At 73.0% G+C, this 12859-nt stretch carries 12 protein-coding genes; 10 read left to right on the top strand and 2 right to left on the bottom strand.

What is annotated here, in order from left to right; genetic code table 11:
* The first annotated feature begins 521 nt into the window (after window positions 1–521).
* From fabG to GA0070215_RS19060, 4 genes are all read left to right on the top strand, one after another.
* A complete protein-coding gene (fabG, locus tag GA0070215_RS19075; RefSeq protein WP_018788366.1) occupies window positions 522–1277 on the top strand; it encodes a 3-oxoacyl-ACP reductase FabG in 756 nt (251 codons plus the stop codon).
* Window positions 1278–1300: 23 nt separating this feature from the next.
* Complete coding sequence (gene fabI, locus GA0070215_RS19070; protein WP_018788365.1) at window positions 1301–2068, top strand: enoyl-ACP reductase FabI; 768 nt, start codon at window positions 1301–1303, stop codon at window positions 2066–2068.
* A gap of 135 nt (window positions 2069–2203) precedes the next feature.
* The gene (locus GA0070215_RS19065) at window positions 2204–3235 is read left to right on the top strand and encodes a ferrochelatase (RefSeq protein WP_091048120.1); all 1032 of its coding nucleotides are present in this window, start codon (window positions 2204–2206) and stop codon (window positions 3233–3235) included.
* Window positions 3236–3268: 33 nt separating this feature from the next.
* Window positions 3269–4048, top strand: a complete 780-nt coding sequence (locus GA0070215_RS19060) for an HAD-IIA family hydrolase (protein WP_091048117.1) — start codon at window positions 3269–3271, stop codon at window positions 4046–4048.
* A 21-nt stretch (window positions 4049–4069) separates the two neighbouring features.
* Here the strand turns inward: GA0070215_RS19060 and GA0070215_RS19055 are convergent, their stop codons facing one another.
* Complete coding sequence (locus tag GA0070215_RS19055) at window positions 4070–4864, bottom strand: hypothetical protein (RefSeq protein ID WP_018788362.1); 795 nt, start codon at window positions 4862–4864, stop codon at window positions 4070–4072.
* Window positions 4865–5025: 161 nt separating this feature from the next.
* Here GA0070215_RS19055 and GA0070215_RS19050 point away from each other — a divergent pair, with 161 nt between their 5' ends.
* The gene (locus GA0070215_RS19050) at window positions 5026–5838 is read left to right on the top strand and encodes a DUF3097 domain-containing protein (RefSeq protein WP_091048113.1); all 813 of its coding nucleotides are present in this window, start codon (window positions 5026–5028) and stop codon (window positions 5836–5838) included.
* Between the two features lie 99 nt (window positions 5839–5937).
* On the opposite strand, the gene GA0070215_RS19045 is transcribed toward GA0070215_RS19050, so the two are convergent.
* The gene (locus GA0070215_RS19045; protein WP_091048110.1) at window positions 5938–7248 is read right to left on the bottom strand and encodes a serine hydrolase domain-containing protein; all 1311 of its coding nucleotides are present in this window, start codon (window positions 7246–7248) and stop codon (window positions 5938–5940) included.
* Window positions 7249–7346: 98 nt separating this feature from the next.
* Here GA0070215_RS19045 and GA0070215_RS19040 point away from each other — a divergent pair, with 98 nt between their 5' ends.
* From GA0070215_RS19040 to GA0070215_RS19020, 5 genes are all read left to right on the top strand, one after another.
* Window positions 7347–7820, top strand: coding sequence for an NfeD family protein (locus GA0070215_RS19040; RefSeq protein WP_018788359.1), 474 nt, complete (start codon window positions 7347–7349; stop codon window positions 7818–7820).
* Window positions 7821–7825: 5 nt separating this feature from the next.
* Entirely contained in the window at window positions 7826–8932 is a 1107-nt protein-coding gene (locus GA0070215_RS19035) for an SPFH domain-containing protein (RefSeq protein WP_018788358.1), read from the top strand.
* A 129-nt stretch (window positions 8933–9061) separates the two neighbouring features.
* The gene (locus GA0070215_RS19030) at window positions 9062–9865 is read left to right on the top strand and encodes a hypothetical protein (RefSeq protein WP_018788357.1); all 804 of its coding nucleotides are present in this window, start codon (window positions 9062–9064) and stop codon (window positions 9863–9865) included.
* A gap of 91 nt (window positions 9866–9956) precedes the next feature.
* A complete protein-coding gene (locus GA0070215_RS19025; RefSeq protein WP_244167052.1) occupies window positions 9957–12149 on the top strand; it encodes a transglycosylase domain-containing protein in 2193 nt (730 codons plus the stop codon).
* Window positions 12150–12298: 149 nt separating this feature from the next.
* Window positions 12299–12859, top strand: a complete 561-nt coding sequence (locus tag GA0070215_RS19020; RefSeq protein WP_091048103.1) for a dihydrofolate reductase family protein — start codon at window positions 12299–12301, stop codon at window positions 12857–12859.

Here is a 12859-nt window from a genome sequence, read left to right as displayed (position 1 = left end):
GCCAGCACGAACAGGACCGCCACCCAGACGGCGGCGAGGGTGAAGCCCAGCGGGGCGACGTAACGGCTCATGGGTGTGCTCCGTGGCGACGGTCGGCCCGTGCGGGGCCGTGGGGGGTCGGGACGTACGCGCACGAAGTCGTGACCGGGTGCTCCGCCGCGCGGCAGGCCACGCCCCGGCGTGTCAGCCGGAGAGCGGATGCGGTGCGGAGGGCGGGAAGCGGGTCAGCCGCGTCGACCGAGCGGTGGCTCAGCGGGGCTGACGGTGGGCCCGGCCACGACTGGGAGGATCGCTATCTCGCACAGCGATCACCTCCTGCGGTCGGCGGAGCCCGGAGCGGGCACGGAGCGGCCCGCAGACGCGATGATCGTACACCCGGGGGGTGTGCGTGTCGCACGCGCGGCTGCCGGTCCCGCGGACCCCGGCCGCGGTGGCTCTGTGACCTGCGCGGGTTAGCGCTTACCTGTCGGTAACCCCTAGGCTCCGACCGACCGAGAGATCACTGGAGCAGAGGGGGATCCGTGGCCCGAACCGTGCTGGTGACCGGCGGGAACCGGGGGATCGGCCTGGCCATCGCGCAGGCGTTCGCCAAGCAGGGCGACCGGGTGGCCGTCACGTACCGCAGTGGCGGAGTCCCCGGTGCCGGCGCAGCCGAGCCGGGGTTCGGCGCAGGCGGAGCCGACCGTCAGAACGGCCTGTTCGGGGTGCGGTGCGACGTTACCGACGCCGAGTCGGTCGATGCCGCGTTCACCGCCATCGAGGCCGAGCTCGGCCCGGTGGAGGTGCTGGTCGCCAACGCCGGGATCACCGACGACACGCTGATCATGCGGATGTCCGAGGAGCAGTTCGCCCGCGTTCTCGACACCAACCTGACCGGTTCGTTCCGGGTCGCCAAGCGGGCCTCGACGAAGATGCTCCGCGGCCGCTGGGGTCGGATGATCTTCATTTCCTCGGTGGTCGGTCTGGCCGGCGGCGCGGGTCAGGTCAACTACGCCGCCAGCAAGGCCGGTCTGGTCGGCGTGGCCCGCTCGATCACCCGCGAGCTGGGCACCCGCAACATCACCGCGAACGTGGTGGCGCCCGGCTTCATCGACACCGACATGACCGCGGGCCTGTCCGAGGAGCGCAAGGCGGAGATCCGCAAGTCGATCCCGGCCGGCCGGATGGCCACCCCGGACGAGGTCGCGGGCGTCGTCACCTGGCTCGCCTCGGACGCGGCCGGATACGTCACCGGCGCCGTCATCCCGGTCGACGGCGGCCTCGGCATGGGTCACTGAGCAGAGCACGGAGGAGACACGCAATGTCCGGACTTCTCGCCGGTAAGCGGCTGCTGGTCACCGGCGTCATCACCGACGCGTCGATCGCCTTCTCGGTGGCGAAGCTCGCCCAGGAGAACGGCGCGCAGGTCGTGCTCACCGGCTTCGGTCGGCTCTCCCTGGTGGAGCGGATCGCCAAGCGGCTGCCCGAGCCGGCACCCGTGATCGAGTTGGACGTCACGAACGAGGAGCACCTGGCCGGGCTGGCCGACAAGGTACGCGAGCACGTCGACGGCCTGGACGGTGTCGTGCACTCGATCGGGTTCGCCCCGCAGAGCTGCCTCGGCGGCGGTTTCCTCGACGCCCCCTGGGCGGACGTGGCGACCGCGCTCCAGGTCTCCACCTACTCGTACAAGTCCCTCGCCATGGCGGCGCTGCCGCTGATGTCCGCCGGCGGTGCCGTGGTGGGTCTCACGTTCGACGCCACCAAGGCGTGGCCGGTCTACGACTGGATGGGCGTGGCCAAGGCCGGGCTGGAGTCCGCCTCCCGCTACCTGGCGCTGCACCTGGGCGAGCAGGGCATCCGCAGCAACCTCGTCGCGGCCGGCCCGCTGCGGACCATCGCGGCCAAGTCCATCCCCGGCTTCGAGCAGTTCGAGACCGCCTGGACCGAGCGGGCCCCGCTGGGCTGGAACCTGACCGACTCCGAGCCCGCCGCCCGGGCCTGCCTGGCGCTGCTGTCCGACTGGTTCCCGGCCACCACCGGCGAGATCGTCCACGTCGACGGCGGCTACCACGCCATCGGCGCCTGAGATGTAAGGAAGGGCCCCTTCTTAACGCCTCGTGCAGCGGAAGGGGCCCTTGTTAACACGCCGCGGCCCGGGGGTCACCGCGCCGACCAGGGGGGCGTCGCCACGCCGTGACGGCGGGCGAGGAACAATGGCCCCATGGTGTACGACGCGTTGGTGCTGGTCTCCTTCGGTGGCCCGGAACGGCCCGAGGACGTTCTCCCGTTCCTGCAGAACGTGACCCGGGGGCGGGGGGTGCCCCCGGAGCGGCTGGCCGAGGTCGCCGAGCACTACATGCACTTCGGCGGGGTGTCGCCGATCAACCAGCAGTGCCGCGACCTGCTCGCGGCGATCCGCGAGGACTTCGCCGCCAACGGTGTCGACCTGCCGGTCTACTGGGGCAACCGCAACTGGGATCCGATGCTCGCCGACACCGTCGCGCGGATGCGCGACGACGGGATCACCCGGGCGCTGGCATTCGTCACCAGCGCGTACGGTGGCTACTCGTCCTGCCGCCAGTACCAGGAGGACATCGCCTCGGCCCGCGCCGCGGTCGGCCCGGACGCCCCGCTGATCGAGAAGCTGCGCCAGTTCTGGGACCACCCCGGCTTCATCGAGCCGCACGCCGACGCGGTCCGTGCCGCGCTGGCCCAGCTCGACCCGGCGAAGCGGGACAGCACCCGGCTGGTCTTCACCGCGCACTCGGTGCCGATGTCGGCGGCCGCCACCGCCGGCCCGCACGGCGGCCGCTACACCGCCCAGATGGAGGAGGCCGCCCGGCTGGTGCACGCCGCGGCCGCGCCCGATCTGGCGTACGACCTGGTGTGGCAGAGCCGGTCCGGGCCGCCGCAGGTGCCGTGGCTGGAGCCGGACGTCAACGACCACCTGGCCACCCTGCCCGAGCAGGGCGTCACCAGCGTGGTGGTCAGCCCGATCGGCTTCGTCTCCGACCACCTGGAGGTGGTGTGGGACCTGGACACCGAGGCGCTGGAGACGGCCAAGCAGCTCGGCCTGGACTTCGTCCGCGCCGGCACACCCGGGGTCGACCCGCGGTTCGTGGCGATGGTCCGCGAGCTGGTCGCAGAGCGCACCGCCCCGGACGGCGAGCGGCTGCGCCGCCGGCTCGGCGAGCTGCCGGCCTGGGACACCTGCCCGGCGGTGTGCTGCGTGCCCCCGGCCCGCCGGCCCTGAGCCCGACCCGACGACACCCCTGGGGACGACACGATGCTTGACCGCAAGCCGGTGCAGAGCTGGCTCACCGACATGGACGGCGTGCTGGTGCACGAGGGTCAGCCGGTGCCCGGCGCCCCGGAGTTCGTCAAGAAGCTGCGCGCCTCCGGCAAGCCGTTCCTGGTGCTGACGAACAACTCCATCTACACCCCGCGCGACCTCCAGGCCCGGCTGGCCCGGATGGGGCTGGACGTGCCGGAGGAGGCGATCTGGTCCTCGGCGCTGGCGACCGCCCAGTTCCTGGCCGACCAGCGGCCGGGCGGGACCGCGTACGTCATCGGTGAGGCCGGCCTGACCACGGCGCTGCACGCGGTGGGGTACGTGCTCAGCGACTTCGCCCCGGACTACGTGGTGCTGGGGGAGACGCGGACCTACAGCTTCGAGGCGATCACCAAGGCGATCCGGCTGATCAACGACGGCGCCCGGTTCATCTGCACCAACCCGGACGCCACCGGCCCGTCGATGGAGGGCGCGTTGCCGGCGGCCGGTTCGGTGGCGGCGATGATCTCGAAGGCGACCGGTGTCGACCCGTACTTCGTCGGCAAGCCCAACCCGATGATGATGCGCTCGGCGCTGAACACCATCGACGCGCACTCCGAGTCGACCGCGATGATCGGCGACCGGATGGACACCGACATCCTGTGCGGTTTGGAGGCCGGGCTGGAGACGATCCTCGTGCTCACCGGGATCAGCAGCCGGACCGAGGCGGAGCGGTACCCGTACCGTCCGTCGCGGATCGTCGACTCGGTGGCCGACCTGATCGACGAGGTATGAGCCGGGGCGCTGCCGGGCCCGCTAGAGCCGCAGCGGCGCGTTGCAGGCGGCCACCAGGGCCTGCCGGCACGCGGTGGTGAGCGGGCGCAGCGCCGCGTCCCGCTGCTGCGCCTCGTAGGTGTTCACCGCGCCGCCCGGCGCGCTCTCCCCGGCCAGCGCGAGCACCCGGTCCAGCACCGCGGCGCGGGCGAACAGGCGGCGGGCCCGTGGATCGAAGCCGGGCGGCAGGTCGGTGGCGCCGTCCGGGCGGCGCAGCGCGGCGAGCGCACCGGCCAGCTCCGGCCGCCACTGCGCGACGTCCAGCCGGGTCAGCGTCGCGGTGGTCTCGGCCAGCACGGCGGCGAGTTCGGCCTCGGCCTCCGCCGCACCCGGCGTGGCCAGTGACGCCTTCGGCGCGTCCGCCGGCAGCGGATGAACCCGCCAGAGCACGGTCTCCCAGGTCATCCCGGAACCGGAGGTGTGGGTACGGACCTCGGGCACCAGCCCCATCCCGCTCGCCACCACCGCCTCGCCCGCCACCAGCGCCGCCCCGGCGAACGCGCCCGGACCGGGCAGGCCGCGCGGGTCGCCGGGCGCCGGGAGGACCAGGCGGATGTCGTCGGGTGAGTGCCTGGCGAGGCTGGGCAGCGCCTCCCGCAGCGACACGTCGGTCCAGGTGCCGGGGGCGTCGGCGACGAGGTGCTCCTCGTCGCCGGCGACGGCGTCGGCCACCTCGTCGAACGGCACGAGACCGGCTCGCCAGGCACGCACCCAGGCGACGAACCGGCTCGACCGGCGCGGAGCCAGCGTGGCCGCGCCCGTTGCGGGGGAGGACATGCGGAAAGGGTACGTGCTCCGCGCCGCTGCTGTCTCGGCTGCCGCTCCGGCGGCGCGACCTGGCCCCAACTACCCCCTTCGCACCGGTTCGTGCCGACGGATGACGGCCCGGTCGGCGCGTCGCCGGGCGACACGCCGGGGCGCTGGTTAGCGTCAGCGGCATGGCGAGGCGATACGACGGGGACGTGCTGACCGGCGACTGGCGACGACGGAAGGTGACCCCCGAGGTCGACGCCGAACCCGACCTGGTGGTCGAGGACGCCGACTCCGGGTTCTGCGGCGCCGTGGTCGGCTTCGACTCCGGCGCGGTCGTGCTGGAGGACCGGCACGGGCGGCGACGCAACTTCCCGCTGCTGCCCGCCGCGTTCCTGCTCGACGGCCAGCCGGTCACGCTGCGGCGGCCGGCCCGCGCCCCGGTGCCCGCCGCGCGCCGCCGTACCGCGTCCGGCTCGATCGCTGTGGACGGCGTACGGGCGCAGGTCGCCAAGGCCAGCCGGATCTGGGTCGAAGGCGTGCACGACGCCGCGCTGGTCGAGCGGATCTGGGGCGACGACCTGCGCATCGAGGGCGTGGTGGTGGAACCGCTGGACGGTATCGATGCGCTCGCCGACGAGGTTCGCGCGTTCGCGCCCGGCCCGGGTCGCCGGCTCGGCGTGCTCGTCGACCATCTCGTGCCCGGTTCGAAGGAGAGCCGCATCGTGGCCCGGGTCACCTCGCCGCACGTGCTGGTCACCGGGCACCCGTACGTCGACGTGTGGCAGGCGGTACGCCCGGCGGCGCTCGGGATCGCGGCGTGGCCCGTGGTGACTCCCGGGCAGCCCTGGAAGGAGGGCGTCTGCGCGGCGCTGGGGGTGGCCGAGCCGGCCGACATGTGGCGGCGCATCCTGTCCCGGGTGGACAGCTTCGCCGACGTGGAGACGCCGCTGATCAACGCGATGGAGCGGCTGATCGATTTCGTCACCGAGCCGGTCTGACTGGTTGGGCCGCGGTAGTGGTCGCCCCCGGCCCCGTCGTGCGCCGGCTCCGCCCACCCTGCCCGCCCCGAGGCTTCCTTCGGGGCGGGGCGAAGGGGGTCAGGGGGTCTGGTCGGGGGAGCGGGTCAGGACGAAGGTGGCCATGTCGAGGGCTGCCGGGGTGCCGGAGCCGTCGCGGATCACCGTCAGGATCTCGCCGTCCTGGGGGCCGGAGCGGCCCCGCCACCGGTCCGGTCCCTCGGGAGTGAACCGGAGCAACGGCTTGCCCGCCAGGCCGCCGACCAGGTCACCGGAGGCGTCGACGCGGAACTCGTACTCGCCGCCCATCCACCACCAGCGGCCGGTCAGCGCAGCCACGTCGGCGGCGGGCGGGTCGGCCGGGCGCCAGGGTGCGGGCGCGGCCGGTTCGGCGTCCAGCACCAGCGTGAGCGCCTCCCGCCCGAGCGCGCCGATGTGGTGGCCGCGCAGCCCGTACGAGTTGGCGAAGGTGACCACGGCGGTGCGGGTGGGCCGGTGCACGGCCAGGCCGGCGACGTACCCCGGCATGGAGCCGCCGTGGCCGGCGTACACCCGGTCGCCCACCCGGTAGAGTTCGATGCCGAGGCCGTGCCCGCCGGTCCACGAGTCCAGGTCGTTGATCACCATGGGCGCGCACATCTCGGTGAGCGTGGCGGGGGAGAGCAGCGCCGGGTCCGGGTCGGCCAGGAACGCCGCCCAGCGGCCCAGGTCCTCGACGGTCGACCAGAGCTGCCCGGCCGGTGCCATCGCGCCGGTGTCGGTACGCGGCTCCTCCCGCAGCGTCTCGTCCCAGGGGTGCACGACGTAGCCGCGGGCGTACGGCTGGGCCGGGTGGTACGTGGTGCGGCGCATGCCCAGCGGCGTCAGCAGCCGCTCGGTCAGCAGGTCCGCCCACGGGGTGCCGGTGGTCCGTTCCAGCACGGCGCCGAGCAGCCCGTACGCCAGGTTCGAGTAGTGGTAGACGAAGTGCGGCGGGTGGGCGATCTTGTCCGGGGTCAGCCCGGCCAGCAGCGTGGCCAGGTCCGTGCCCTCGGCGCGCTCCCACCAGTCGCCGTCCGGCTCGCGTTGCAGGCCGCTGACGTGGCCGAGTAGCTGGCGCACGGTCACCGCGCCGACCGGGGTGCCGGGCAGGTGGGCGTCCAACGGGTCGTCGAGCGCCAGCCGGCCGGCGTCGCGCTGCTGCATCACCAGCACCGCGGTCATGGTCTTGGTGATCGAGCCGACCCGGTACTGGAGGTCGCCGTCCGGGCGGGGCGTCTCCCCGGCGACCGCCAGGTGCGCCGGCCGGGCGTCGCGGACCACGCCGAGGGCGAGCGAGGGACCGCGCCCTTCGGCCTGGGCCCGGGCGACCAGCAGGTCCACCTGACGCGCGGTCTCGGGCAGCAGGGGCATGTCGTCCTCCTCGTCGGCGGGCGGCGCGGTACGCCGTGCCGAGCCTAGCGATCATGACAGTTCGATGACAGTTGCGCCGACGTGTCAGGATTGTTCTCGTGGACGCCGTGTTCTGGATCGTTCTGGGTGTGGTATTGGCGGTCGCCGAGATCTTCACGACGACGCTTTTCCTGATCATGTTCGGGGTCGGGGCGTTCGCCGCCGCCGGCGCCGCCGCGCTCGGTGCGCCGGTGGCGCTCCAGGCCGTGGTCTTCGCGGTGGTGTCGGCGCTGTCGGTGGCGGTGGTCCGTCCGGTGGTCCGGCGGCACGCCCGGCCGTCGCTGGAGACCGGTGAGCAGCCGTTCGGGGTCGAGGCGCTGGAGGGGGCCACGGCTGTGGTCCTGGAGCCGGTCGACGCCGACCGGGGCATGGTCAAAATCGGTGGTGAGCTGTGGACGGCCCGCTCGTACGACGTGACGCGCACGTACGCCGAGGGTGAGCACGTGCAGGTGATCAAGGTCCGGGGCGCTACCGCCCTGGTGTGGCAGGACGACATTTCCACCCCGGGCGAGCTGCCCGAAGCGAAAAGGTGAACGGTATGGAGTTTCTGGCGATCCTGATGATCGCGGTGGCGTTGATCGCTGTGGTGACGCTGTTCAAGGCGGTGCGGATCGTGCCGCAGCAGCGTCAGGACGTGGTGGAGCGACTGGGACGGTACAAGCGCACCCTGAACCCGGGCCTCAACCTGCTGGTGCCGTTCGTCGACGCGGTGCGCACCAAGGTCGACATGCGCGAGCAGGTGGTCAGCTTCCCGCCCCAGCCGGTGATCACCTCGGACAACCTGGTCGTCTCGATCGACACGGTCCTCTACTTCAAGGTGGTCGACTCGGTTCGCGCCACCTACGAGATCTCCAACTTCCTCCAGGCCATCGAGCAGCTCACCGTCACCACGCTGCGTAACGTGATCGGCTCGCTCGACCTGGAGCGCGCGCTGACCAGCCGCGAGGAGATCAACCGGCACCTGTCCGGCGTGCTGGACGAGACCACCGGCCGCTGGGGCATCAAGGTGACCCGGGTCGAGATCAAGGCGATCGAGCCGCCGCCGAGCATCCGCGACTCGATGGAGAAGCAGATGCGCGCCGAGCGGGACCGTCGTGCCGCGATCCTCAACGCCGAGGGGCACAAGCAGTCGCAGATCCTCACCGCCGAGGGCGAGAAGCAGGCCGCCGTGCTGCGCGCCGACGGTGACCGGCAGGCCCGGATCCTCCAGGCAGAGGGCCAGGCCAAGGCGATCCGTACCGTCTTCGACGCGATCCACACCGCCAACCCGAGCCAGAAGGTGCTGGCCTACCAGTACCTCCAGGCGCTGCCGCAGATCGCCAACGGCTCGGCCAACAAGGTCTGGATCGTCCCGACCGAGCTGACCAAGGCCCTGGAGGGCATGGGTGGCGCGCTGGGCGGGCTGGCCAACATGGCCGGCGACCAGCCGTCGCCGGAGGCGTCCAAGAGCGCCGGCGAGGTCGAGCGGGAGGCCGCCGAGGCCGCCCAGGCCGCGGCCACCGCGGCCCGGGAGATCCACGACGAGGTACGCGTGGCGGAGGCGCAGGCCACCGGCGGGAACAACCCGAAGGGGCTGCCCGCGCCGGAGCCGGTGTCACCGGCCAGCCTGGTGAACGACCCGGCGGACCAGCGCGAGCGGGGCTGACCGGCAAATCCGAGAATCCCTCATACGGCGCTCCGGCGGCTGCCACCATCGGTCTTGAGGACGGGTGGTGAGCAGGGCCGGAGCGCCGTTGCGCGTCCCGGGCCGCCCGCGGCGCGAACGAGGTGAGGCATGAAGGACTCGGCGAACCGGCTGTTCTCCCGTACCCCGGTCCCCGGCGCGCACGACCCCGCCGGGCCGATCGGATCCCGGCGTGCCGGCGGGGGTTTCGGGGTCCTGCCGTTCGTCTCCGAACCCGGCCGGGGAGCGCCCGCGACCGACGCCACCTGGGCCTGGTCGATCCGCCGGTTCGCCCGCGCGGCGGTCTGGCTGCTTCCGGCGTACGCGGTCCTCTACGGCGTGGTGGCGATGGCCAGCGACGGCGGGGTGGGCAACGACCCGTACCCGGCCGACGGCCGGCCGCTCTACCTGGTCGGCTGGGTCGCCTCGGTGTGGCTCGGCCTGCTCGCCCTGCTCGCCCTCACCGGCCTGCTCGCCGCCACCCGCTGCCGCCGCGTCGCGCTGGCCGGGCTGCTCGCGAGCATCGGCGGGATGGTGCTGATGCTGCCGTTCGCCGGGCTGGCCGAGCAGACGCCGGTGTTCGGCGTGACCGCCCGCGGCATCGTGCTGTTCGGCGCCACCCTCTACAGCGCGGGCTGGTTCCTGACCGGCTGGTCGGTCGCCCGGTCCGGCATGTTCTCCTACGGCGACGGGACGATGCTGATGATCGCCGCCCCACTGCTCGGCCTCGGAGGCGCGCTGATCGGCTCGCTGCAGACGTTCGGCGCGCTCTTCGTGCTGGTCGCCGGCATCGGCATCGGCTACCGCAGTGGCCGCCTGGTGCCCGAGACGATCGCCCGGGACGCGGCCGCCGCCAGCGTCGCCGCCGCACCCCTGCCGCCCGCGTCACCGAAGGGCCCACTCGGGGCCGGCTGACCGTTTCCTCAGCTGGGCGGTTGCCGTGAAGTAACTGACAGTTGCCTGACGAGGTGGCCGTCAGGCGGCTTCAGTGGCAATCCTTGCGTCCATGCCGTCTCCCAGGTCGCCGCTGTCGCGGCTGTTCACCGTGCTGCTGGCCGGCCTGCTCGCCGGGCTCGTCCTCGCGCTCGCCGCGCTTCCCGGCGGCCTGCTCGGCGGGTTCGCCGCCCGGGCCGCGCTCGGCGCGTACGCGGACCTGCCCGACGCGCTGCGCACCCCGGTGCAGCCGCAGCGCTCCTACCTCTACGCCAACGACGGCAAGACGCTGATCACCACGTTCTACGACGTGAACCGCACCGACGTGTCGCTGGACGAGATCGCCCCGGTGATGCGGCAGGCGATCATCGCGGCCGAGGACCGGCGGTTCTACTCGCACGGCGGCACGGACCTGCGCGGCATCGCCCGCGCGCTGGTGGCGAACGTCAAGGGAGGCGGCACCGAGCAGGGCGGCTCCACGCTGACCATGCAGTACGTCCGCAACGTGCTCAAGACCGACCCGAACCGCACCCCCGAGGAGCGGCAGGCCGCCACCGAGCAGACCGTCGGGCGCAAGCTCCAGGAGATCCGGTACGCGAACGCGCTGGAGCAGTCGCTGTCCAAGGACGAGATCCTCAACCGCTACCTCAACATCGCGTACTTCGGCTCCGGCGCGTACGGCGTCGCCGCCGCGAGCCAGCGCTACTTCGGCAAGGCCCCGGCGGACCTGACGCTGGGCGAGGCGGCGCTGCTCGCCGGTCTGGTCCAGTCGCCCGACGCGTACAGCCCGATCGACGGCGACAAGGACCAGGCGCTGGCCCGGCGCGGGTACGTGCTCGACGCGATGGCCGAGACCGGCGCGATCACCGCGCAACAGGCCGCCGCGGCGAAGGCCGAGGCGCTCACGCTTCGCCCGACCGCCCAGCCCAACGGCTGCACCGCCACCGCCCGGGACCACGACGGCTGGGGCTTCTTCTGTGACTACCTGCGCCGCTGGTGGCTCACCCAGCCGGCCTTCGGCAGCACGCCCGAGGAGCGGGAGCAGGCGCTGCGCCGGGGCGGCTACCGGGTCGTCACCACGCTCGATCCGAAGATCCAGCAGACCGCGCAGGAGCAGGCCACCGAGGTCTACGGGTACGGCAACAAGCGGGCGTTGCCGATCGCGGCGGTCGAGCCCGGCACCGGCCGGGTGCTCGCCATGGCGGTGAACCGGCACTACAGCCTCGACGACAACCCGGACGGGCAGGCCAACCACCCGAACACGGTCAACCCGCTGATCTCCGGCGGCGCCAGCGTCGACGGCTACCAGGCCGGCTCGACGTTCAAGATGTTCACCATGCTGGCCGCGCTGGAGGCCGGCAAGCCGCTGGCCACCGGCTTCGACGCCCCCAGCCGGCTGCCCACCCGGTACGCCTCGGACGACGAGGGTAACTGCGACGGCACGTGGTGCCCGGCGAACGCCAACCCGCAGTGGATGGACGGCTACCGGATGATGTGGGACGGCTTCGGCCGCTCCGTCAACACGTACTTCGTCTGGCTGGCCGAGCAGGTCGGCGAGGACAAGGTGGTGGAGATGGCCCAGCGTCTCGGCATCACCTTCCGGGCCGACTCCGACGCCGCGTTCGCCCGCGACGACGCCGCGAACTGGGGCGCATTCACGCTCGGGGTGGCCGCCACGACCCCGCTGGACCTGGCGAACGCGTACGCGACGGTGGCCGCCGAGGGCACGTACTGCACGCCGCTGCCGGTGGTCTCGGTGACCGCGCCCGACGGCGACGCCGTCGACGTGGCGCAGCCGTCCTGCAACCGGGTGCTCGAACCGGACGTGGCCCGCGCCGCCACCGACGCGGCCCGGTGCCCGGTCGGCCAGCAGTCGGCGTTCGGGCAGTGCAACGGCGGCACCGCCACCGCCGTCGACTCGATCGTCGGCCGTCCGGTGGCCGGCAAGACCGGCAGCTCGGAGCGCAACGCCACCGAGACGTTCGTCGGGTACACCCCGCAGATCGCGGTCGCCGGCATCGCCGCCAACCCGGACGACGTCACCGACCTGGTCGGCTCCGCCGTGCAGGCGAAGGTGATCGACGCGGTGGCCCGGACCATCAAGACGGCGCTCACCGGCGAGCCGGTGGCCGAGTTCACCGCGCCGAGCCGGGCGCTGGTCGGCGACCCGCAGCGCCCGCAGCCGCCCCGCCGGACCGAGCCGGAGCAGCGCGAGGAGAGCGAGCTGCCCTCCGACGTGCTCCGCTGGCTGCGCGGGCGCGGTTAAGGAAGGGCCCCTTCTTAACGCCTCAGGTAGAGGAAGGGCCCCTTTTTAACGCCGCACCCGGACAACGAACTGTCGGATCCGGGACGGCGGCTCCGACCCAGCGGTGAGCGCGTCCGGCCGGGACGCGCCGCGACGCGGAGGAGCAGCGCATGGGCACTGTCGTCTACGGGGTGCACACGTCGGTCGACGGTTTCATCGAGGGGCCGAACGGCGAGTTCGACTGGCCGGAGATGGGGGAGGAGCTGTCCGCGTACTCGATCGGCCTGGCCGAGCGGGCCGACGCCTTCGTCTACGGACGGCGGGTGTGGGAGCTGATGTCCTCGTACTGGCCGCAGGCCGAGTCGATCTCCGATCATCCGCACGACCTGGCGTTCGCGCCGATCTGGCGGCGTACCCCGAAGGTCGTGGTGTCCCGCACGCTCGCCGAGGCCTCCCACGGCGCCCTGGTGGTCGGCGGCGGCGACCTGGCGAAGGAGTTCGCCGGGATCCGCGATCGGTTCCCCGGCGGCCTGCTGGTCACCGGCGGCACCGGCGCGGCGACGGCGCTGGCCGCGCTCGGGCTCGTCGACACCTACGAGGTGATCGTGCACCCGGTGGTGCTCGGCGGCGGCCGGCAGGTGCTGCCCGACCTGGCCCGGCAGCAGCTGCGGCTGGTCGAGACGCGCACGTTCGACGGACGGTCGGTGCTGCTGCGGTACGCGCGGGCCTGA

This window comes from Micromonospora marina, from assembly GCF_900091565.1.
Classification (GTDB): Bacteria; Actinomycetota; Actinomycetes; order Mycobacteriales; family Micromonosporaceae; genus Micromonospora; species Micromonospora marina.
This window is presented reverse-complemented; position numbering and strand designations above follow the sequence as displayed.

Bases quoted from the DNA above. Each gene is read 5' to 3' on its own strand.
- GA0070215_RS19020 (WP_091048103.1), top strand. From the start codon at position 12,299: ATGGGCACTGTCGTCTACGGGGTGCACACGTCGGTCGACGGTTTCATC.
- GA0070215_RS19025 (WP_244167052.1), top strand. From the start codon at position 9,957: ATGCCGTCTCCCAGGTCGCCGCTGTCGCGGCTGTTCACCGTGCTGCTG.
- GA0070215_RS19030 (WP_018788357.1), top strand. From the start codon at position 9,062: ATGAAGGACTCGGCGAACCGGCTGTTCTCCCGTACCCCGGTCCCCGGC.
- fabI (WP_018788365.1), top strand. From the start codon at position 1,301: ATGTCCGGACTTCTCGCCGGTAAGCGGCTGCTGGTCACCGGCGTCATC.
- GA0070215_RS19035 (WP_018788358.1), top strand. From the start codon at position 7,826: ATGGAGTTTCTGGCGATCCTGATGATCGCGGTGGCGTTGATCGCTGTG.
- GA0070215_RS19060 (WP_091048117.1), top strand. From the start codon at position 3,269: ATGCTTGACCGCAAGCCGGTGCAGAGCTGGCTCACCGACATGGACGGC.
- GA0070215_RS19055 (WP_018788362.1), bottom strand. From the start codon at position 4,864: ATGTCCTCCCCCGCAACGGGCGCGGCCACGCTGGCTCCGCGCCGGTCG.
- GA0070215_RS19045 (WP_091048110.1), bottom strand. From the start codon at position 7,248: ATGCCCCTGCTGCCCGAGACCGCGCGTCAGGTGGACCTGCTGGTCGCC.
- GA0070215_RS19065 (WP_091048120.1), top strand. From the start codon at position 2,204: ATGGTGTACGACGCGTTGGTGCTGGTCTCCTTCGGTGGCCCGGAACGG.
- GA0070215_RS19050 (WP_091048113.1), top strand. From the start codon at position 5,026: ATGGCGAGGCGATACGACGGGGACGTGCTGACCGGCGACTGGCGACGA.